The organism is Yersinia massiliensis CCUG 53443, from assembly GCF_000312485.1.
Classification (GTDB): Bacteria; Pseudomonadota; Gammaproteobacteria; order Enterobacterales; family Enterobacteriaceae; genus Yersinia; species Yersinia massiliensis.
In genome coordinates, this window is record NZ_HE997643.1 from 49,370 (window position 1) to 68,539 (window position 19,170).

A 19,170-nucleotide genomic window follows, 5' to 3' on the forward strand; every position below is an offset into this window, starting at 1 on the left:
CCATTACAGCTCCATCCGGTCAGAATGTCATTACTGGCTCCGGAACTCAATGGGCTAACAATGTTATGGGTGTTGCGATTGGACAGGCATTGTATGTCACAAGAACAGATGGAAACACATTGGTTTACGAAATATTGGCTGTAGACAGTGATACGAAAATTAGAATTAATGGAAATATTGTTGATTCTTTGACTAATTCAAATTATGCAATTCATACCACTGTTTCTAATTCATACTCTGCATTAGCGCGTGAGTCATCAGCTCAATTAGGATTTTATCAACAGTTGTTTAAAGATTGGCAAAGTATCACAACAAGTTCAGGAAATGTAACAATTATTGCCCCTGATGGTTCCACTGTGGTTATTCCTTCATTGACTCAAATGTCGCAAGATATAAATGGTAAAGTTAGTCAGCAGCAATTGTCTAACATTGGAGTTGGATTGCCAACGCTGGTCGGTTTAACCGCTCTGGATTGGCAGCAACAGGACTTTATGACAGGCGCTAACTATATTAGCTCTAATAACGTCTGGACCAACACTCCGGCTGGTGTCAGCTATAATGCGGGAACTGGGGTCAGTATAACCATCGATTATATATCCAGTAATTCAACTCGCATCGGATTCACATTAGTTCCCGACACGACGCTGGCTACTAACTTCAGGGTTTATAAAATCCTGTCTGTAGGGGCAAAAGGATCTAGGGTATTTACTGTAAGGGAAGAACTGACCTCGGCCAATCCGGTACCAATTGCTGGCGGGGGGACTGGGTCTAACACTCTCAGCAGTGCTCAATCAGCTCTTGGAATAGTTGCTGATGCATTCGGGGCAAGCCAGGTTGCAAACACCGCGTGGATTAATGCGACCTTGCAAAATGGATGGTCTGCCGCTTCTGGAGGGAGGGCTGTATATCGCAAAGTTCTGGGTATAGTTTTCATTCACCTTAATCTTGTTCCCGGGACAGCTACTGACGGCACAGTATTATTTACCCTACCTGATGGTTATAGGCCTGCATTTGCTACATCTTTACTTTCTTTTGCGGCCTCATCTTCGGCACCGTTGCCCGCGAGAGTGAATATTCAGCCAAATGGGCAAGTAACTATAACGCAAACAGCGGCCACATATGGCGTAACTATTATGTCCAGTTTCACAATTCAGTAGGATAAATGAATGCAAAAAGTTAATGAAATCACGGCGGATGGGTTCTATATCTGCGACCATATTGAAGGTGAGTTGCCATCTAATTGGACAATCGATCTTGCTGGGGATGGTTACTATAAAGCTCAATATCAAAATGGGTCGCGCAACCCAGAAACGGGTGAATGGACAGGCGGAACGTGGGTGGAGACAAGCGGCCCGTCACCTGAAGATATAGAGATTTTAAAAGAATCACTTATTGCTGCCGCCAACGTTGAAAAAGACTCCCTTATGTCTCATGCATCGGACATGATCGGTGCTATTACAGATGAGATTGAGGGACTGGAGGATAGCGAAGAAGATGTTCCGGTAAAATTGCGTTCTGACTTGAAAGCGTGGAAGCAATATCGAGTGAAGGTGAAAAACGTCGATGTTTCACTTGCGCCGGATATTGAGTGGCCGACAGCGCCGGAGTGATGGGTGGGCAGGGATGCCCATTGAGGTGGGGTGACATATTAGTGACGCATCTATAGTGCCGAAGAAGTGTCACTGGTATGTCACTGTTAGCCATGATGACGCTTGTGAATGCAGATTAGGCCAGTATTTACAATGAGTTATATATACTACGACGTTCTTCTAAGCCGTAGGTCACAGGTTCGAGCCCTGTAGGGCGTACCATTAAGAATCAACGACTTACACAACTTTAAGCAATTCCAAATTGTCTGCGTGGGACGAATTTGGGACATGCCCATCAAAAATACTATCAATTTGCTTGGCGTGAGCGCTTAAATGACGTGGTGCGAGATGTGCATATCTCTGAACCATTTCAATAGATTCCCAACCCCCCATTTCTTGTAAAACTGTCAGCGGAACACCTGCCTGAACTAACCAGCTAGCCCATGTGTGCCGTAGGTCATGAAAGCGGAAGTTTTCAATGCCCGATCTCTTTAATACAAGATTCCCATCGCCGTAGAATTTTCAGGTCTAATCCCATCAAAAGTAAGGAGCCGATCTCAATGCTGTGATGAGGACGGGTTAATTATTTCAGGTGTTATGGCTGGATTAAATAGTAAACACCCAGTGGTCCATAACTTGTTGTTTGATGATTACGTATTTGGGAAAACCTTCATGCAGTTATCCAAAGAGCATCACTGCTCAGATGGGCATATTGGCAAAAAGCTACAGAACGCAGAGGGGGTTATTGACGGCTATCTGATGGCGCTAAAGTAAAGCTCGAAATGGATAAACAAGTCAGGCTCGTTGCTTGACGATATGCGGTCAACGCATTGGTAGGTGTTGATGCCGGAACCATAACCGGCTTCAAATGATAGTTAACCACATGAAATCGTTAACGTACGTGTTCAGGCTCGCTTTGGTGGGCTTTTTTGTCTTGAGGTAAAAAGCATCCTTTGAACTGAGTTGAGAAAATTCCTACGCAAGTCAACCCCTGATCCGATGGTCAATAATTCCCCAAAGAACGACAATGAATTATGAAAGTAAAATAAAAAACATTGACCTTGGTCATTTTTTTGTGTTTTACCATAAAAATCTACAATTACTTAATGTAAGTGATTGAAACTCGTTTGGAATATAAAATGAAAAAGCAATTGACTGTGTTGGCCTTTCTGATTTTATGCGCAACGGCTGCGCACGCAGCACCCCCAACAGCTGAATTAAAAGTTAAAGGGAAAATAGGTGTTCCGACATGTAATATTAATGCACCAGACAGCGGTATTTATAATTTTGGTAATATAAGTTCAACTCAGATTAAATCAGGCACAACAACGACTGAATTACCTAAAATGAGTAAAAGTTGGACAATAATCTGTGATGCCCCGACTTACCTGAACGTAACCCCTGTTGATAATCGGGCAGCTACAGCGAGTTCGACTGAAACTAAGGCAAGATTTGGTCTGGGTTCTATCAACGGCAACGGAAAAATTGGATTCTACTGGGTGGTGCTGTCGAATGCCAAGGTTGATAATCAGCCATCCAATCTGTACTACACGAGTACCAATGCTTTTGCTTCTGTTGCCACCTCAGCAAATCTTTGGTCTGGTTCTGTTACAGGCTGGGCATCTGCTGCAAACACCCAAACGGCAGGTAAAGTATTTAGTGCTGATTTTGAGGTCCAACCGGTATTGGCTGGTGTAACTGATATGAAAGGCACTATCACTGAAGATACTAAAATTGATGGCTCTTTGACGATGAATTTTGCCTTTGGTATCTAGCAGCGCAATCTGGCTGCGTAATAATCGACAAGCGGTGTCGTTGAGAGCGACGCCAGCCGGGGCTATGGGGTCGACTGTTCAATTAACACCGAATGTTCTACCTGCGGGCGCTACCGATAAAACTGGCGTATGGACAACCTCTGACGCAACCAAGGCAACGGTTAGCTCAATTGGTTTGGTCACACGCGTTGCAGTCGGCACGGCGACAATCACATTCACCACGAATGATGGCGCTAAAACCGGAACGAGTAATATCACTACCACGGCGTAATTATCACAAAGAGCATCTTATTGGTGCTCTTGATGATTTTGCTTTCAGTAGATTCCTGGCACTTTATTTACATTGTTATATTTGCATTGAATATTCTTGAGATTAGTTTGGCTAAGGAGGAGCTAGCCTTGTATTTCACATTCTTGAAACAAGGTATCAACATGAAATTATTTCTAAGCATCCTACTTATATCAAGTCCGGCGTTTTCTGTTTCTTCTTCGACAAATGAAAATATACCAGTGCCAGCGATAGCTCTAGTATCAGAAGCAGCGTGTATTCGCAGCTATTCGGTGAAAGAGCATACTGCATGTATAAAACTAGTGGAATCATCAATAGTTAAAGCTTACTGGGCTGGGAAAATGCGTCAATTTTGCAGGTCGCCATTCAATAAAAGTGCTGGGAAAGACAGGCAATGCAGGGAGGTTAAGATGCTTTCCTGCGCATTAGATGAGATGAGTAGTAGGTATCTTGAAGAGTAAATAATAGTACCGACACAAGCAAAGCCCTACATGGGTTTTGCTTTCGGACGCATCCGTGCACTGATGATGTTTATTTTGAAAGTTGATCGTTTTAAACGATCAATATCGCGTTATTGATCTGTACAAACAATTATAACCTTATTGTCAATATTGTTATCGTTAATTATTCAGAAAGAATGAGCGATATAATTATGAAAAATAAAATGAAGATTGGACTTCTGGTGTTGTGCTTTTCATCTCTTTATCAGGTCACAGCTAATGCGAATGATTCAATTTCAAGTAATGATGTGCCGCAGTTAATTGAGCGAAATATTGAAATATATCCTTCTCGTGCCTGGGCGCACGATAAAGAAGGGTATGTGAAGATTACTTATGATATTAACGCTGCCGGAAAGGTTGAGAACGCAAAGGTTGTTGAGGCCGAACCTAAGAATCTCTTTGAGAAATCAGCCTTAGACTCTATCTATAAATGGAAGTATGAGCCTAATAAGCCAACCCGTGGCATGGAAGTCACCATAAACTACAAGAAGCCGAAATAAGGTAGCAGATGCAAATTAGACCCGCTGAGTGCGGGTTTTAGCATTCAACCTGAAACCAATCATCAGCCCTATATTAACCAACCAAGTCATCTGTTTTTTCCCCAGAAAATACTCTTTCGAGTTCTGTAGGCGTTAATAATGTTTGCCATGCGCTATTAATCCATCAATCACAATATCTGTAGGTACAACTCGGGTGTGAAACCAACGATTGCAGACCGCGAGTCTTAGTTGGTGAGATAGCTTTAGTCTAGTAGTCTGGGTAAATATGAATTCCATCAACACAAAGTCCACCGATGTTTATAACCCCATGACCTAGCAGTTCGAAGAGGTATGTTGCGACAAAAGAAAGGCTCATTATGCTTACCGCGACTAAAATTGTGGGAATGACATACTCTTTCATAACTCCTCCTTGAGTGACGTTAATAACGGGCTGTCTCATAAACGAAATGATGCCATTGCACCATTGCATGAACCACCCTGACGTATAGCAAGCATATATAGGGCCTAAAATTGACTAAATCATTAGGCTCTTGGACGCCATAGCGGCTTTAATTATCACGTCTCTTCGAACTTATCTACCTATAAACGGAATTTTTCACTCTGTTTCTAATGTTAGTTTCTTTTAAGCGTCGTAGATCGAATATTGTGCAATACAAACACTGGGGATATACCAAGGAGAGGCTGATGAGTCACAGGCCTAATGAAATACTAAGCCTGAAACTCGTCACCCAATCTTCCTTTGGTAAGATATTCTTTCTTATGTCGCTAATGATCAGGGAAGAATACGTTTTCCATTTTCATCTAGCAGATAAGTCAGTAGCGCAGTGCCGTCATTATCGACGCGAAACTCACCGTAACGCGCACTAGCGAAACGTTCGGCATTCCCTTCCTGAAAGAAATAGCTCGGCGTACCAATATTTAATGAACCGGATGAAAGATGATACTTCATCACTATTTCCTGCGCCTGAAGAGGTTGCCCTTGATCAAATACTGCATTCGTCACATGCCGTTGCTCATCTAAATTCAAGACCAATCTTCCGCTAGGCTGTATGCAGGCATTTGTATCCTCAAGGCAAGCCTCGCGCTGCTGATACATTGTCTGTTGTAATGGTTGAGTCAGCGCATAATTTAGCACCATATAATCCCCTTGCATCAGGGATCGTGGGTCTACCGGAGCCAGTTCTAGGATCACTATCGCGCCGTGCTTTAATAGCTGCTCTTTCATGTAAATAGAAGCATTGGTCACGATGAGTGCCAATACCACCACACCAACAGCTAACCATTTCAGAATAGGCTTAGTTTGCATAATGGGCTCCAGAATTCGCGGGGAGTAACTTTTTCGCCGCCAGCGCGAGTCCCAAAAGAACCACTCCAGTCACGACCAGTAACAGCGATTTGTGTAAGAGCGTGATACTCAGGAAGTAATACCAGTAGATCAGGTACAGCATTAAAAAGACTGCAGAAATGACTAACTCTTCTTTGCTGCCCTGATACCGTGCTGCCAGCAGTAATATCAAGCCAAAGCCGATACCCGGCGCGAATAAAGCAATGGCACCACAAAGTAATGCGGCAGGAAGATAAACCACCGTATTAGGCGTTCGGAAGGCAAAAGCCTGCACTGCCGCGCACAGTAGCAGACCGGCGGCGATGCCACGCCCCAACATTAGTGGGAGGTAAGCGGTTGCCGAGAAATTCCAAAACAGTTCATCAAAGCTATTGGAATGAATGCTGGCGAGGCATAACAGTGCCAAACCCGCCGGGATCCCATGCCTCAGACTGGCTATCAGTTCACGTCGAATCGCATTGTGCGGTGCATCCTGCTGGGTAATCACCCCGATCCAACTTGCCAGAATAACTGCGACCAGCAGCGGTATGGCAATCGTCGTAATCGATGATGTGAAATGAGCACTAATAAGATAGCCCGAGGACAGCACCAGAATGAACACGAAAGCAGTGACTGCCATAAAACGATAAGGCCGGCTCGGCATCACTATCGCCATCACTGCCAACACTGGCAAGCACCACAGCGAATCAATAAAGATATTGCTGTCCCAGTCAGGGTTAGTCAGCAGATAAACGCTAAAACACAAACCACAGGTGGCAGCAATCGCCCACGCCAAGCCAATGTGTTGCTTACCAACCCCCCGTGCCCGCAGCAATCTGGCGGCCAGTGCCGCAATGATAAGCGAAGGAACCAACAGCGTGACACCCGACAGAGAATCTAGCAACCCCATGATATATAGAAGTAAAACCAATAACATGAGGATGATAAAGGCAGCCACCCAGCCGCCCAATGCCAGTACTGCCCGTAGGTACCAAGGCAAATGGATAGAGTGATCTATCTGAGTGATTTCAGTCACTTGTTCATCATTCAATAATTGTTGTTGACGAAGTTCTTGTAACAGCGCAGCCATTGCATCTGGTGCAACATCCTTAGTGTGCCGCTGATATAACTGCCGCCGCCAATGCAGCAACATAGCCCCGCCGCCCGTCAGCCATAACGCGATCACGCACCCCGTCAAAAACAAGGTGTCAACATCCCATGAATGGTCAAAGATCCGTATGATGAAGGCACTTCCCACGAACATGGCGCTTATGACACCCAACGTCAGCATGCATAAATCTGGGCGGCGATAGCGGTAATAACCATATCCGGCGAGAAGTGTTATCCCCCAGAAAATGAGCGCAATTTTCCCCGCATAAAATCCGCCCCAAGCAAAGAAAGACGCCGCCGCGGCTGGTGTGATCGTTACTAACAAATACGCGGCCATGAGGCGGGGTAACCAACGACTAACTAGCCAACTCTGAGGGTCACGCTTCTGGGCATACTCAGCCAGTGCTTCGCGGAAAATCAGGCAACATGCCTGTACTGCAAAATAAAGATAGAGCGTGATATCACTAAGCCAATAGAAAGATCCCGACGAGAAATTATCCAAAAAGAAGGGAATGCGACTGGCGTAATAAAGCTGGAACGCTAGATTGGCAATGACCCACGTACAGAACCATAAACCATTGCGACGACCAATGATCGCCAGAGGCAGAAGTACTAACGTCCATGCGCGGAAAAGCTCCCAGCTATCGGCACCGGTTTGATATATCTGGCCGTAAAGCGCAAATAACCCACCAAAACTCAACCCTAATGCCAGTAGTGCTGATTGGGAGACAGTGTCATACCAGCGCCACCAGACCACCACGGTTAAAGCGATAATCAGCAATTCAACCAGACCGAACTTCGCCATTTTTGGCATGGCTGCCCAGTTCCACGCAATGAAAAACACCATTCCCGCGACGAGTGCTAAAAATCCCAATGAAGTCAAAAACAGAGTCAGAAATCTGCGCCACCCTGATAAATCGGGTCGGACACCGCAATAGTAGAGGATTTTCAGGTAAGCCGTGGGTGTTAACCGGCTGCTTTCCGTGGATGGGGAATTGAGTAGCACGGGGAGGGAACGACATAGGCTTTCCGCTGCCTCCGATGGCATGACGCAATTATTATGCGACGACAGATCCATACTGATTTCCTTTCAGAGGGGTATTGTCTATGGCTTACACGCCATATTATTTGCTGATAATTACATATCACGGCCAGCGAGTCGGACATTTCTTTATTTTCCGAATAAGCGACCAGTTCTTTCAGAATAGTAATTGAGATCTTCTGACAATGATAGTTGGCTTTAGGTTTCACTGAATAAATCAGGTTTAGGTATAACGTCCGCTTGTCACTTACTTCCCTAGATTGTGCAACCTAAGAAGCCCATTCAGTTTATGAGCACTCACTGTTTGGCTAGTCCAGCCCAAACACCGGAAAAATATTGAGTACAAAGCAAATTAACACCTCATAAGCTTATACATAGATTAGATAATATTAGAAATTTATGTCATTTGTAAAATGTCACTTATTAGGCGTATAAAAAAGGTGTCAATTAAACTGAAAACGAACGATTCGCAGGATGCTTTTATTTATGCGGACAAGGAGGTAATTTGAGTATTATTTCAATTCCAGAATTTGAACATCTTCCCGTTGAGGCCCAATTGCGTTATCAGGATCAGGTTGAAAAACATGGTCGGATAACTAACATGAAACGGACCTTACTATATTCCCCAAGTGCTTTTGATGCTTTAATGTCTTGGTATCCTCTATTTGAGGAATTAAAAGTATTAGTTGGTGAGCGCGCTGCACTCTTCTACGCATACGCCATTTCTACACAAAATGACTGCCTAATATGCAGTACGTTTTTCGTTAAAATTCTTAAGGATAGAAACATTTCCTTTGATGACTTTGCTTTTGACGATAAAGAGCAATTACTCATCGACTATGGTCGGGAAATTGTGCGTCATCCCCAGAATATTGATGATGCTATCTTTCATGCATTACAACGGCAATTCGATGAGCCTGGCATTGTCCTGCTGACCGCTTTTGCTGGGTTAATGATAGCAACTAATTTAATTAATACAGTATTAAAAGTTCCTTTAGATGAATATTTGTTTGAGTACACCAAGGAAGTCTAACGCGACATATCCACCCTGAAAATTAAAAATAATATTATTATTTAGTTGGAGATTAATGACTATGGCCGCACAGTTTGCCAATAAAACAGTATTTATTACTGGGGCAGCAAAAGGGCAAGGAAAAGCAGTGGCAATTGCTTTCGCTAGAGAAGGTGCAAACATTATTGCCTTCGATCTTGGCAAAAAAATATCCTACCCAGAATATAATCAGGCTTCCGTTGACGATCTTGCGCAATTAAAGCAAGAAGTTGAGCAAGCCGGGGGCCAGATACTCACTTTTACCGGAGACGTTCGTCATGCTCAGGAAGTGAGTTCTGCTGTAGAGCAAGGGGTGGCCCGTTTTGGCACCATTGATATCCTATTTAATAATGCGGGCATCTGCGCTTATGGGTTATCCCATGAGCTGACGGAAGAGGCTTGGGACACCATGTTGGATATCAACTTGAAAGGTGCCTGGCTGGTATCGAAATACGTGATCCCCCATTTTATTCGTCAGAAAAGTGGCGTCATCATCACTAATTCATCCATTGGTGGCCTGCGGGGTATGAACCGGCTGTCGCATTATGCAGCCTCCAAGTTTGCCCTTATTGGCTTGACCAAGTCTCAGGCTATCGAACTGGCTCCTTATAACGTTCGAGCGATTAGCATTCATCCTACCGGCGTCAATACTGCCATGAACGATGGATTGGCGGCGATGGAAGGCGCGACCCCACGAGAGATTGCCGAACGCTCAGCAGGTAATCTTTTACCTGTCCCCTGGATTGAGCCGGAAGATGTCGCCGATTCTGTTCTGTTCCTCGCGAGCGATAAAGCTCGTTTCATTACTGGCAGCCAGTTTGTTTTAGATGCCGGTCTTCTCACCAGATAAAGGATTATGATGAAAAACATAATAATAAAGCCGCTATTTCTTACTGCGCTGTTGGTCACGTCGCTGCTCAGTGGTAGTGCGTTAGCAGAAGTCATCAAAGTCGGCACCATGGGAACCTATGAGCCCTTCAGTTATCAGGATGAGAAAGGGCAACTGGCAGGGTACGATCTCGATGTCTTGCGTGAAGTTGCCAAGCGTGACCCCAGCCTACAGTTCGAGTTTATCGCATCACCGTGGGATACGCTGTTTCCAGGGTTGGACGCTGATCGTTTTCAGGTTTTGGCCCAACAACTCACCTCTAACCCAGATCGGGTGAAGCGTTATGCGTTGACGGATCAACGTTATTTTACCTGCGTCTCACAGATTATCGTGAAGGCCGGTCGCAACGATATTCATTCGTTGCAGGACTTGAAAGGCAAGAGAGTTGGGCTGACGGTGGGCGACTCATTTACCCGCCTAGTGGAAGATTGGAACAAGCAGCATGACAATATCCTAGATATCGTTTACTACGAACAGGATATTTCAACCATCCTGCAAGATATCGCCACCGGACGCATCGACGCGACCGTCAATGATCCCATCATGGCACAAAGCAAGGCAGCCAAGCAGGGCTTGAACATCAGCGTAGTGGGTGAACGTCTGGCTGCTGAGCCGACATTCTTTGTGTCGAAGAAAGATCCCGCAGGGTTGGCACTGAAACAGAGGATTGATGCCGCTCTGCGCTCACTGCACGAAGATGGCACTCTATCACGTCTTTCTGTCGAACGTTTTGGCGTCGATTATACCCAATAGCACTCCCGATTTGGTTTTGAGCCATCGCTGGATAGGGCCTGTGCCTGATACTTTCGTCAGGTACACCGGCCTGAGTGTTTTATCCGTGGGACGTCCGAATTAAAATGGAAAAATGATGTGATGGTTCAGCTATTTGATGTTCAGTATATGATCGATTCGATCCCCGCCATTGCGAAAGGCATTCCTGTTACTCTGTCGATTACGCTGGTTGCCTTTATCTTCGGTGCTTTCATCGGGCTAGCAGTGGCGTTGCTGCGTATCTACCGAGTTGCCGGATTTACACAACTGGTTATCCTGTACGTTTCTTTTATGCGTGGCACTCCACTGGTGGTTCAGATTTTCCTCGCTTATTACGGTATCCCAGTGCTGCTGCGTGTGCTGGCGATACAAACTAATATCGGTCAGATTCCTGCCATTTATTTTGTTTACGTTGCCTTTTCTCTCAATGTCGGGGCTTACCTTTCCGAAACCATACGTTCGGCGATTCTGTCTGTGGCACCGGGGCAGTTCGAGGCAGCCTATTCTATTGGTATGAATACCCCGCAAGCCCTGAGCAAAATTGTATTGCCGCAGGCGTTGACGGTGGCACTGCCTAATATTGGTAACCAATTCATTATGTTGCTCAAGGATACTTCTCTGGCATTTATCGCCGCAGTACCTGAAATCATGGGAGAAGCAAAGATTATTGCCGGCCGAACATCCCAGTTTTTCGAGGTTTATGTGGTCGCAGCGCTGATTTACTGGGCAATCTGCCTAATCTGCGAATTGATATTGAATCTATTGGAGCGCCGATCAAGAAAGCATACCGCTAAAGGAGCCAAATATGATTGAAGTAAGCGGGCTTGAAAAATATTACGCGGGAAATCATGTCTTGAAAGGGATTGATTTCCACATTCAGCAATCAGAAACGGTTGCCATTATCGGACCCTCCGGCTCAGGAAAGTCGACGCTGATTCGCTGCCTGAATCTTCTTGAAAAACCAACGGCTGGGGCTATTCGCATCGACCAGCAGCAGGTCCAAGCGACAGCACTCAACAAAAACGCCATTCATGAATTACGGCAACATACTGGCATGGTGTTCCAGTCATTTAACTTGTTCCCGCATCTCACCGCACTGGAAAATGTGACTCAGGGCTTGATCACTGTGCGTCGTAAATCGCGTGCCCAAGCTCGGGAAGAGGGGATGCATTTTCTCACCAAAGTTGGCATGGCACAGAAAGCGCAGAGCTATCCAGCCCAATTATCTGGGGGGCAGCAGCAACGTGTGGCTATCGCTCGTACTCTCGCCATGCAGCCTAAAGTGGTGTTGATGGACGAACCGACTTCTGCATTGGACCCTGAATTGGTCCATGAGGTGCTAAAGGTTATCCGTGCTATCGCGCAAGAGACCATAACGACGGTGATTGTGACTCACGAACTGCGTTTTGCTCAGGAGGTGGCCGATCGAGTGATGTTCATTGATGGTGGGAAGATAGTTGAATTCGCTTCACCGGAAGAAATATTCCAGCGTCCTAAACAGCCTCGAACTGCATTGTTTCTGAGCAAATTTTTAGACGCGGAGTACAGCATTTGACCACCCAAAAGCCCAGGTATTTTCGATAACTGTTCGGCTAACCCTATCCAAACACCAGATAAAACGCCGGTGCTGAGTGCAAGGCAAATCAGCAACCGACGTTCACTTTCGTCATGACACTATCGCCAGTGCCCCCAGTCCAATGAACAGACCGGCAATCGTTGCACTCATCAGATTGGAGAGCGTCGCGGCAAGCAAAGCGCGCAATCCTAAACGTGCAATATCCGATGCGCGCTCTGGTGCTACGGCGCTAAAGGCACCCACTACGACTGCGATTGAGCCAAAGTTGGCAAAGCCACAGAGCGCAAAAGAGATTACGGCGATTGTTTTTGGATCCAAGGCACCCGCAGCATCCTTGAGATAAGGTGAGAAATTCACATAAGCCACAAACTCGTTGATCGCGAGTTTTTGTCCAATCAATCCACCGGCCAGTGCGGAGTTATCCCAGCTAACGCCCATGATGTATGCCAACGGTGAGAAAATATAACCCAGTAAACTTTCAAGGCTGACGTTTGGCCAACCAAACAATCCGCTGAGGCCACCAATGATGCCATTGATCAACGCGATTAAGGCAACAAACGCCATGACCACCGTTGCTACGCCCACGGCAATTTTAAGCCCCAACATTGCACCGCTGGCCGCGGCTTCAATGATGCTAGCTGGACGTTTATCGCTAAATGACATTTGGCTAAACTCAACCTGAGACTCTTCCGTGGCGGGGCTTAGCATACGTGCAAATAATATCCCGCCGGGGATAGCCATCAATGATGCGGCCAGTAAGTATTCAATGGGAACGCCTAAACCCGCATAGCCAACCAGCATTGAACCCGCGATTGATGCCATTCCGCTGCAAATGACCGTAAACAGCTCATTCTGATTCATTTTATTAATAAAGGGTTTGAGTACGGCTGGAAGCTCATTTTGTCCGAGAAATATCGTGGTGACTGCGGCAAAAGCTTCCACTTTGCTCACGCGCATCATTTTTTGGAAGACATAACCGAGAATATCAATGAGCCAGCCCATGACACCGATGTAATAAAGAATGGATATCAGCGAGGTAATAAAAATAATCGCGGGTAATACGTGAAAGGCAAAAACAAATCCAGCGCCGTCAAATAACAGATCCATTTTGGGGCCAACCAAGCCACCAAAAATAAATGAGCTGCCCGCATCGCTGTACGAGATAACTTTGTTAACGCCACCGGCAATAGAATTAATCAGCCATTTGCCCGCAGGGACATACAGCATGATGGCACCTAAAATAATCTGTAAAAGCAGCGCCGTGCCCACTGTTCTTATACTGATTTTTTTTCGGTTATTAGAAAATATAAAGGCAATTAAAAGAAGGATACCAATACCGAGTAAGCTGCGTAATAAGTCCATAAATCTATTCCTTCAATAAATACGTCCATACCTGAAAGGCGATGAGAGCATACAGATGCCCGTCCACCTTTCAGGTAGTCGCTATCATTTAATGTTTAATATCAGGATAAAACTTAAGGAATAACGCTGTTTTTAGGCTGCAGCCTCTTGATAACAACATGCAATTTGAGCCGCCAGTTTTGCATTATTGAATACCAATTGAATGTTTGAGTGCAGGCTATCGCCACCGGTCAGCTCTGCCACTCTCGCCAGCAGGAACGGCGTGCTATCTTTACCATGGACGCCTTGCTCTATCGATTCTTGCACTGCCTGCTCAATGGCGGCATTGATTTTGGCTTCAGGCATCGCGAACTGCTCAGGGATCGGGTTGGCAATCACCATGCCACCCGCCAAACCTGACTGCCACTTGGTCGCCATCGCCTTGGCAATTTGCTCTGGCTCATCGAGTTGGATGCTGACGGAGAACGGGCTTGTCCGGCAGAAAAAGGCGGGTAATACCTGAGTCTGATAACCAATCAAGGGTACACCGTGCGTTTCAAGATATTCTGTGGTTAATCCTAAATCCAGAATCGATTTGGCGCCCGCGCAAACCACCGCCACGTTGGTTTTCGCCAACTCTTGCAGATCGGCTGAAATATCAAACGTCAGTTCTGCACCACGGTGAACGCCACCAATACCACCAGTGGCAAAAACATGAATACCCGCCATTTCGGCGATAATCATCGTTGATGCGACGGTCGTCGCGCCGTTTTTCCCAGCCGCGACGATAAAGGGCAGATCGCGGCGGCTCACTTTCGCTACCTTGTGACCCTCCTTGCCGAGCAATTCAATCTCCTCACGAGATAAGCCTGCTTTCATTCGACCGTTAATAATTGCAATCGTGGCGGGTACCGCGCCGTTTTCACGAATTTGCTGTTCAACGGCCAACGCTGTTTCTGCGTTTTGTGGATAAGGCATGCCATGAGAGATAATGGTCGATTCTAAAGCCACAACAGGACGATTATTGGCTAATGCTTCGGCCACTTCCGGTGAGATATCCAGAAATTCATTGGTCATAACGTTATTTTTCATGATTGTAATTCCAACAGTTTTTGAACACTGCCATTCGACAGATTAGGGTTATTAGTGAATTCGGAAGAAAGGGTTAATGCAGAGCATCCCTGCGCAAAACGAATGCTATCGGCAAGTGTCATATCTTCCAGCCAACAGCTGGCAAGTCCTGCCATCATGGCGTCGCCAGCGCCAGTGACATTCACGACATTGACCGGTAGAGGGCTGGACCAACCGTTTTGCCCATCAATTTCACTGTAATAAACACCGACTGATCCCATACTCAGTGCAATTCGCTGTACACCTTGTTCATGGAACCATTGAGCGACTCTAGGCGCATCTTGCGGGCTATTAATCGTCATTCCACTGAGGGTTTCCGCCTCTAGGCGATTCGGTTTTAGCGTGTGAATATGTGAAAGCCAATTGCGGATTTTGGGTGCTTTAAAGGCCGATACCGTATCAACAAAAATTGGAATGCTGCCTGCGTGGCTAAATAGCCATGCCAGCGCATCATCCGTAAGATTGCAGTCAACGACTAATACGCCTGCATGGTGAATGAGATCTTTTGATGTTGCTAATAATGCCGGTGTCAGTTTTTCTAATATTCGCATGTCATTAATCGCCACCAGCATTTCGCCATTATGATCTAATAAAGAGACATAAGTTGATGTGCTTTCGCCATGCAGTTTATGGAAATTATCAATATGAACACCGGCTAATTTTGCCTGTTCTAATAAGGTATCACCGTAAAAGTCATCGCCTACGACAGAAATTAAATGGCACTCACGCCCTAATAAGGCAATGTTCTGCGCTATATTTCGGCCGACGCCGCCGGGAGTGCACTTTATTTTACCTGGGTTGGAATCTTCATAAACTAATTTAGAGGCAGAGTATCCACAAACATCCATATTAGTTGAACCGACGATAACAACATAGCTGTGCTCAGATAAGATATATCCTTTTCCCTTTATAAATCCCTTCTTCATTAAATTCATAATATGTCCTGCTACACCAGAGCGGCTAATACCCAAAATATCGGCAATATCCTGCTGGGGGATCAAAGGATCACGTCTCAGAAGCTGCAATATTTGCTTTTCTCGATTAGTCATATTGGACACTTGTTTGTTTTTAAACATACGTTTGTTTTAAGCCGCTACTGAAAAACAGTAAAGCGAGATTTAGACTTTTAAGAAGGAATTGGGAAGGTGATCGTATTTAGTGTGAATGTGTTTTCATTGGTTTTTATGTGAGCCACATCAAGAGATGAATTTGGCTATTTATCCCTTAATCCCAGCAAAACAAATCATTAAAAATGATACAGAATTTTATCCTTTAAATATCGCTTTAAAAACATATGGATAGACTAATTGTAGAAATAATCTAACTTTTGTTTGTTCAACTAATAATTATCGATTTTGAGTGATTCATCCGCTTGTACCTTACCTGTTGTAACGCGATCTGCCTCGCGTTTGGTCTAGTCGATTTTTATCCATAAATCAGCCACGGTGGGATGAGTAGGTCATTCCGATCCGTGTGTTTGCACTGGAACAATCCAATGGTAGTCAGCCATTCCTTGCGTTTAATATTATTTTTATTGTACTTATAATGAATTTATCTTGGGCGCTGAATGGAGTTCATATACTGACGAGCTTGGGCTCAATAATTTATGCTATTAGCTATCACATATAACTTAAATAATTAATCAATGATTTAAGGAAATGCGACGTGGTTTTTTGGAAGTATAGATAGGATGCAGCGTGATTTAATACTAATGCGAAATTCATAAAGCAGTCTAGGTCGGTTAATTCAATCCCAGTTTAATATGACACTTCCTAAAAAAAAGCCCTTACCACTGTCAATGTTGGTAAGGGATGCCAGTTTGGCCAACACCAGGGAAATCATAATAGGCCTATTTTACTGAAGGGAACGTTCCCGTCAATGTATATATTAATTCAATTAATTGAATTATAGATGTTCTGGATTTATTACCAACCTAACGTTTATCTGGATGTGAAGGCCTCTCATAATATTGCTGATTAGGATAGCAATCTGGCCATTGTTCATTTAGTCAATGCCTGTTTCAAGGCGTTTTCGGCCCGTATCGCAGCCTCATTCTCTCCGTGCTCACGTAATAATTGTACAAGCTGATGCAATTGTCCCGCTGTTAGCCCAACGCGCAGGCTAGCTCGCATATGTGACAATAATTGTGCTTCTACACCAGGCGTCGCTGCTAACGCGCCCACTGTCGCCAACTCGCGGCTTTGCCAGTCCAAATTGTCACGGGCAAAGATATCGCCGAACAGATGTGTTTGTAGAAACTGGTTAATGACTGGCGCAAATTCGAAAACTGGGCCTTGTACTGGAGCGCCCGATATTTTGGTCTGGTTGGCCGTTCCTACGTGACGGAGCTCTTCTCCGACGGGAATAGGGCTAACGGGCTCTTTGCCTATGGGGTCATTGATACCACGTTGTTTACGTGCTTCAACAACTTTCATAAATTCATTTAATGCATTAAGACTGCGGGGAAAACCGGTATAGGCATAAAGCTGAACAAGCACTTCTTTGATTTCATTTACGGTCAAACCAGCATCCAGCCCTTGATTTAGCGCCGCATTAAGTTTTTCCATATTACTGCTTGCCATAAACGATGAGATCAATGGGATGGCTTGCTGACGTGCAGATAACGTCTCGGATAACACTTGTTGATGGTTCATTTCTGAGGCTCCTTGTTTCGTAGGTGCGGCATTTGACGTCAGGTTGCAACTTAAAATCAGCAAAACCGCTGCCGTCAGTGATTTAATCCGTTTAGCATTATTCATTTGTCATTTTCTCCGTCCATTCAACGTTCTAGCTATCAACGTTCTAACTATCAACGTTCTAACTATCCGCAGACCCCGTCACGACCAAATCTGTTCTGGCATGACGCGGTGTTGCGCCATGAGAGTATTTATTTTCCTGATGGCGTGAAATGCTATCTCTGAGCTGAGTGACGCAGAGATATTGCATCGTCATGATTCTAACGATAGTGGCATGTCACCAGCCTGACGGTTTCCTGACAATGCTGTCAGTGACGCTTAATGAGAAATAGCATTCACAGGGTATAGGAGAAAAATGTCGTTAAGGATAGCGGTGGGTGAAAGGTTTTTTGTACCGGCGCTGTACATATTAGGTGCGGTTCTTGGGGAAGGGCGCACCTAGAGTGATTGCCGAGGCAAATAGGGGCTGGTGACGCGAATAGTGTCATGATGGCTATCACCATGAATAATATGCAGCGCACTTAGACGCCCTATTTCATAGTGCGGCAACTGCACTGTCGAAAGTGGTGGCAGAAACAATTCCCCTGTACCGACCATATTATCGTAACCCAACACACCAACATCATCGGGGATATGCAGTCCACGAGACAATAAAACCTGATAAACGACAAAGGCGACGCGATCATTGCCGCAGACGACGGCGTCAAATTGCGGTTGCGCCCCGTTGAAATGGTGCAAAACGATTTCTGCCGCATCGATATGATGACTTTCGCCAGTGGGCAGATAATGGTGTAGCAACCTGTCTGGATCGATCCCCATTTCTCGACAGGCACGTTCGAGGCCAGTCCGACGACGTGCGGTCGCGACAATACCTTCAGGCAGATGAATGCACAGCAGTTTTCTATAACCGGCCAGCAGCAAGGCTTTGACGCCCTGATATTGCCCTTCCTCATCATCGGGGATATAGGAGGGGAGAGCATCAGACAGACTTTCACAGTTCGCGAGTACGCAAGGTACGCTGAGTAGCTTCTTCGGGACTGGAACCTGTCGTAGCCCCATTGTTGTATAGATGATGCCATCTGGGCGATGGGCCAACAGCAGGTCGACCATTTTATCCGGCTCGTCGTTAGTAAACATATTGACGACAAAGCTGTTCCAGCCGTGCGCTCGCGCGGTTTCTTCAATCGAGAGGGTAATATCAACCGAAAAAGGCGTGGTCATCGTATCTAACGCCAGTACGCCAATGGTGCTGATTGTTGATTTCGCGCCTCTGATTTTTTTCGCCGACATATCCGAGACATATCCCAGTTTTTCCACGGCAGACATCACGGTTGCGTATGTTTCTGGCTTAAGCTGCTGAGGGTAATTCAGCGCCCTTGATACCGTCATCAAGGAGACATTTGCCAGTTTTGCGACATCTTTTAGCGACGCCATCTATCCTTCCTCTCGTTATTTCGGGCAACTTGCTGCCACGAAGATACCAGTAAAGTCACTCCATCGCCGTCACTCAATTACCGTTTATCAAAACATATCAATGAAAATGAGAGCTTCTTAACATTCTCTCAATGTTAACGTTAACTTTTGTG

The 19,170-nt window shown here is 45.4% G+C and carries 18 protein-coding genes and 2 pseudogenes; 12 read left to right on the forward strand and 8 right to left on the reverse strand.

All coding sequences use genetic code 11. The features are described 5' to 3' along the window. Positions 1 to 1,157: hypothetical protein (locus BN68_RS24085; RefSeq protein WP_196796381.1), on the forward strand; the 1,157-nt coding region annotated here is incomplete at its 5' end. 9 nt (positions 1,158 to 1,166) lie between these two features. Then, positions 1,167 to 1,610 (forward strand): tail fiber assembly protein, encoded by a 444-nt coding sequence (locus BN68_RS00370; RefSeq protein WP_019209169.1) that lies wholly within the window; start codon positions 1,167 to 1,169, stop codon positions 1,608 to 1,610. Between the two features lie 216 nt (positions 1,611 to 1,826). Here BN68_RS00370 and BN68_RS23070 read toward each other — a convergent pair. After that, positions 1,827 to 2,084: pseudogene (locus tag BN68_RS23070) on the reverse strand (tyrosine-type recombinase/integrase); the annotation flags it as partial. On the opposite strand from BN68_RS23070, the pseudogene BN68_RS00375 reads away from it, so the two are divergent. The 5 genes and pseudogenes from BN68_RS00375 to BN68_RS00395 all read left to right on the forward strand — a co-directional run. Then, a pseudogene (locus tag BN68_RS00375) lies at positions 2,085 to 2,401 on the forward strand (antiterminator Q family protein); the annotation flags it as partial. Positions 2,402 to 2,728: 327 nt separating this feature from the next. Continuing rightward, positions 2,729 to 3,364: a DUF1120 domain-containing protein gene (locus BN68_RS00380; protein WP_019209171.1), complete on the forward strand. Its 636-nt coding sequence runs from the start codon at positions 2,729 to 2,731 to the stop codon at positions 3,362 to 3,364. Between the two features lie 64 nt (positions 3,365 to 3,428). Next, positions 3,429 to 3,635, forward strand: a complete 207-nt coding sequence (locus BN68_RS00385; RefSeq protein WP_042806450.1) for an Ig-like domain-containing protein — start codon at positions 3,429 to 3,431, stop codon at positions 3,633 to 3,635. A 32-nt stretch (positions 3,636 to 3,667) separates the two neighbouring features. Then, a complete protein-coding gene (locus BN68_RS00390) occupies positions 3,668 to 4,114 on the forward strand; it encodes a hypothetical protein (protein ID WP_019209173.1) in 447 nt (148 codons plus the stop codon). A 191-nt stretch (positions 4,115 to 4,305) separates the two neighbouring features. Next, positions 4,306 to 4,653: a TonB family protein gene (locus BN68_RS00395; RefSeq protein WP_042806347.1), complete on the forward strand. Its 348-nt coding sequence runs from the start codon at positions 4,306 to 4,308 to the stop codon at positions 4,651 to 4,653. Positions 4,654 to 5,425: 772 nt separating this feature from the next. Here the strand turns inward: BN68_RS00395 and BN68_RS00400 are convergent. Both BN68_RS00400 and BN68_RS00405 read right to left on the reverse strand, forming a co-directional pair. Further along, a complete protein-coding gene (locus BN68_RS00400) occupies positions 5,426 to 5,959 on the reverse strand; it encodes a GDYXXLXY domain-containing protein (RefSeq protein ID WP_019209176.1) in 534 nt (177 codons plus the stop codon). Next, the gene (locus BN68_RS00405; RefSeq protein WP_019209177.1) at positions 5,949 to 8,165 is read right to left on the reverse strand and encodes a DUF4401 domain-containing protein; all 2,217 of its coding nucleotides are present in this window, start codon (positions 8,163 to 8,165) and stop codon (positions 5,949 to 5,951) included. Before BN68_RS00405 ends, BN68_RS00400 begins: the two co-directional genes overlap by 11 nt. Positions 8,166 to 8,634: 469 nt before the next feature. On the opposite strand from BN68_RS00405, the gene BN68_RS00410 reads away from it, so the two are divergent. The 5 genes from BN68_RS00410 (at position 8,635) to BN68_RS00430 (ending at position 12,395) form a co-directional block, all read left to right on the forward strand. Beyond that, positions 8,635 to 9,162, forward strand: a complete 528-nt coding sequence (locus BN68_RS00410; protein WP_019209178.1) for a carboxymuconolactone decarboxylase family protein — start codon at positions 8,635 to 8,637, stop codon at positions 9,160 to 9,162. A gap of 61 nt (positions 9,163 to 9,223) precedes the next feature. Beyond that, a complete protein-coding gene (locus tag BN68_RS00415; RefSeq protein WP_019209179.1) occupies positions 9,224 to 10,030 on the forward strand; it encodes a mycofactocin-coupled SDR family oxidoreductase in 807 nt (268 codons plus the stop codon). Between the two features lie 9 nt (positions 10,031 to 10,039). Next, positions 10,040 to 10,822: a transporter substrate-binding domain-containing protein gene (locus tag BN68_RS00420; RefSeq protein WP_019209180.1), complete on the forward strand. Its 783-nt coding sequence runs from the start codon at positions 10,040 to 10,042 to the stop codon at positions 10,820 to 10,822. 120 nt (positions 10,823 to 10,942) lie between these two features. Continuing rightward, complete coding sequence (locus BN68_RS00425; RefSeq protein WP_019209181.1) at positions 10,943 to 11,653, forward strand: amino acid ABC transporter permease; 711 nt, start codon at positions 10,943 to 10,945, stop codon at positions 11,651 to 11,653. After that, positions 11,646 to 12,395 (forward strand): amino acid ABC transporter ATP-binding protein, encoded by a 750-nt coding sequence (locus BN68_RS00430; RefSeq protein ID WP_019209182.1) that lies wholly within the window; start codon positions 11,646 to 11,648, stop codon positions 12,393 to 12,395. The genes BN68_RS00425 and BN68_RS00430 overlap by 8 nt, the downstream gene beginning before the upstream one ends. Positions 12,396 to 12,506: 111 nt before the next feature. Here BN68_RS00430 and BN68_RS00435 read toward each other — a convergent pair whose 3' ends face one another. From BN68_RS00435 to BN68_RS00455, 5 genes are all read right to left on the reverse strand, one after another. Then, positions 12,507 to 13,778 (reverse strand): NupC/NupG family nucleoside CNT transporter, encoded by a 1,272-nt coding sequence (locus tag BN68_RS00435; RefSeq protein WP_019209183.1) that lies wholly within the window; start codon positions 13,776 to 13,778, stop codon positions 12,507 to 12,509. Between the two features lie 132 nt (positions 13,779 to 13,910). Continuing rightward, the gene (locus tag BN68_RS00440) at positions 13,911 to 14,849 is read right to left on the reverse strand and encodes a pseudouridine-5'-phosphate glycosidase (protein WP_019209184.1); all 939 of its coding nucleotides are present in this window, start codon (positions 14,847 to 14,849) and stop codon (positions 13,911 to 13,913) included. Beyond that, the gene (locus BN68_RS00445) at positions 14,846 to 15,937 is read right to left on the reverse strand and encodes a PfkB family carbohydrate kinase (protein WP_196796383.1); all 1,092 of its coding nucleotides are present in this window, start codon (positions 15,935 to 15,937) and stop codon (positions 14,846 to 14,848) included. Before BN68_RS00445 ends, BN68_RS00440 begins: the two co-directional genes overlap by 4 nt. A gap of 951 nt (positions 15,938 to 16,888) precedes the next feature. Continuing rightward, complete coding sequence (locus BN68_RS00450) at positions 16,889 to 17,647, reverse strand: carboxymuconolactone decarboxylase family protein (protein WP_019209187.1); 759 nt, start codon at positions 17,645 to 17,647, stop codon at positions 16,889 to 16,891. A 375-nt stretch (positions 17,648 to 18,022) separates the two neighbouring features. Further along, positions 18,023 to 19,018: a LacI family DNA-binding transcriptional regulator gene (locus BN68_RS00455; protein ID WP_019209188.1), complete on the reverse strand. Its 996-nt coding sequence runs from the start codon at positions 19,016 to 19,018 to the stop codon at positions 18,023 to 18,025. Positions 19,019 to 19,170 lie beyond the last annotated feature (152 nt).

Excerpts from the sequence above, each read along its gene's own strand:
- BN68_RS00425 (WP_019209181.1), top strand. The coding sequence starts at position 10,943 with ATGGTTCAGCTATTTGATGTTCAGTATATGATCGATTCGATCCCCGCC.
- BN68_RS00430 (WP_019209182.1), top strand. The coding sequence starts at position 11,646 with ATGATTGAAGTAAGCGGGCTTGAAAAATATTACGCGGGAAATCATGTC.
- BN68_RS00440 (WP_019209184.1), bottom strand. The coding sequence starts at position 14,849 with ATGAAAAATAACGTTATGACCAATGAATTTCTGGATATCTCACCGGAA.
- BN68_RS00420 (WP_019209180.1), top strand. The coding sequence starts at position 10,040 with ATGAAAAACATAATAATAAAGCCGCTATTTCTTACTGCGCTGTTGGTC.
- BN68_RS00445 (WP_196796383.1), bottom strand. The coding sequence starts at position 15,937 with ATGACTAATCGAGAAAAGCAAATATTGCAGCTTCTGAGACGTGATCCT.
- BN68_RS00415 (WP_019209179.1), top strand. The coding sequence starts at position 9,224 with ATGGCCGCACAGTTTGCCAATAAAACAGTATTTATTACTGGGGCAGCA.
- BN68_RS00395 (WP_042806347.1), top strand. The coding sequence starts at position 4,306 with ATGAAAAATAAAATGAAGATTGGACTTCTGGTGTTGTGCTTTTCATCT.
- BN68_RS00435 (WP_019209183.1), bottom strand. The coding sequence starts at position 13,778 with ATGGACTTATTACGCAGCTTACTCGGTATTGGTATCCTTCTTTTAATT.
- BN68_RS00450 (WP_019209187.1), bottom strand. The coding sequence starts at position 17,647 with ATGAATAATGCTAAACGGATTAAATCACTGACGGCAGCGGTTTTGCTG.
- BN68_RS00405 (WP_019209177.1), bottom strand. The coding sequence starts at position 8,165 with ATGGATCTGTCGTCGCATAATAATTGCGTCATGCCATCGGAGGCAGCG.
- BN68_RS00455 (WP_019209188.1), bottom strand. The coding sequence starts at position 19,018 with ATGGCGTCGCTAAAAGATGTCGCAAAACTGGCAAATGTCTCCTTGATG.
- BN68_RS00380 (WP_019209171.1), top strand. The coding sequence starts at position 2,729 with ATGAAAAAGCAATTGACTGTGTTGGCCTTTCTGATTTTATGCGCAACG.
- BN68_RS00370 (WP_019209169.1), top strand. The coding sequence starts at position 1,167 with ATGCAAAAAGTTAATGAAATCACGGCGGATGGGTTCTATATCTGCGAC.
- BN68_RS00400 (WP_019209176.1), bottom strand. The coding sequence starts at position 5,959 with ATGCAAACTAAGCCTATTCTGAAATGGTTAGCTGTTGGTGTGGTGGTA.
- BN68_RS00385 (WP_042806450.1), top strand. The coding sequence starts at position 3,429 with ATGGGGTCGACTGTTCAATTAACACCGAATGTTCTACCTGCGGGCGCT.
- BN68_RS00390 (WP_019209173.1), top strand. The coding sequence starts at position 3,668 with ATGATTTTGCTTTCAGTAGATTCCTGGCACTTTATTTACATTGTTATA.